The organism is Clostridioides sp. ES-W-0018-02, from assembly GCF_020658175.1.
In the GTDB taxonomy this organism is placed as follows: Bacteria; Bacillota; Clostridia; order Peptostreptococcales; family Peptostreptococcaceae; genus Clostridioides.
In genome coordinates this window covers 1-1,434 of the sequence record NZ_JACVVY010000038.1, presented here as the reverse complement: position 1 = coordinate 1,434, position 1,434 = coordinate 1, and the positions used below count along the sequence as shown (strand labels likewise).

The window sequence follows — 1,434 nt, the reverse complement described above, 5'->3', positions numbered from 1 at the left end:
CCCTTGTCATCAATTGGATTACCTTTGTCATCATATTTTTCTCTATTGCAAAAAGTTCCTGATATCTGGAATCGCTCTTTCTTTTCACCATCTTTATAATATAAGCTATTGTCTAATGAACAAACACATCTAACAATATCTCCTTTTCCATCTTCTGCTCTAGTTTTTATTTCATTAGCTATTGTCTCTATCCCTAAAAACATTTGATTTGGTGAACCATCTGACTTAAACATTGATGTAAAATAGTCTACATTCACTGATTCATTTGGTGCCGTTTCAACTTTTAAGGTAAATCTTATTGCTTCTTGGCTAGTTCCTTGATTCATTCTAGCTATATTTAAAATGTCTAAAACTTCTCCTGATACAAATACTTGATTATAATTTATTCTTTTTTCTGCCATTTACCCTTCTCCTTTATATTTAAAATTTAATTGCTAACAAAACTTGCTACATCATTAATTCTTTATATTTTGGTAATGTTTTAAAAAAATCACATAAGAATCTCCATTCTTCCATTTTATGATTCTCTCTTTGATTTATCATAGATTTGATTTGTAGATAATTTAATGTAACTCTTGCAGTTAACATTAATCCTGATGGACAATTCGATATTATTATTTTCCAGAGATTTTCTTTCGTGGCCTCGATATTTTCCCCATTCCTAAGTGTCACTTTATCAGATGCGGATAATTTTAATTCATCAAAATTATTGTAATCATAAATTAATTCATTTAAGAAATTTATTGTATTTTTATCAACATATTTGTTACACATATTATCAAGGTTAAATTTAGTTAATCTATGCATTTTACTTTGACTTGAGACATAATCGTTATGATGGTATCTGTCCCATTGTCTCCACATATATTCTGACCATTGCAAATCCATCTGTACAATAATTCCTTTAGAGAAGCAATCATGACCTGAACCTTGCTTTGACTTGCCTAATTGATTTGCTCGTTTTAAATCTTTTTCTGAAATGTTTATTTCTTTCATATCTATTACTTGTTGTTCATACATTGGGTATCCACTTGCTATTATACTTTCTTCAATTCCATATACATATACATTTGATACATTAATAATTTCTGTCACTTTTATTCCATTTACTTTCAACTTACCAACTCCTATTCTTCAATTATAATATAACCTTCTTGATAGTGTCTTCCCATATTATTTACTCTCTTATAATATTTATAATCACTCTCCCTATCTAATCTTGGTACAAATACATCTATAGCATTAGAAGTACCAAAATATCTATTAGAACCTCTATCTTTAACCACCTTTAAATTTCCATCAACTAATATTTTAGTTCCAAATTTAAGATGATTATTGGCCACAAACCCATATTGTAAATTTTCTCCTATAGCTGTCACAGCTCCATGTTTACTATTTTCACAATTCAAAGAAGTATAGTAACTTACTTCCCAT

General features: G+C 28.6%; 1 protein-coding gene and 2 pseudogenes. All 3 read right to left on the bottom strand.

Annotation, left to right across the window (positions count from 1 at the left end; genetic code table 11):
* Nucleotides 1-401, bottom strand: a pseudogene (locus IC219_RS21265) (hypothetical protein); the annotation flags it as partial.
* A 46-nt stretch (nucleotides 402-447) separates the two neighbouring features.
* Nucleotides 448-1,116 (bottom strand): hypothetical protein, encoded by a 669-nt coding sequence (locus IC219_RS21260; protein WP_227825327.1) that lies wholly within the window; start codon nucleotides 1,114-1,116, stop codon nucleotides 448-450.
* An 11-nt stretch (nucleotides 1,117-1,127) separates the two neighbouring features.
* Nucleotides 1,128-1,434 (bottom strand): annotated as a pseudogene (locus IC219_RS21255) (hypothetical protein); the annotation flags it as partial.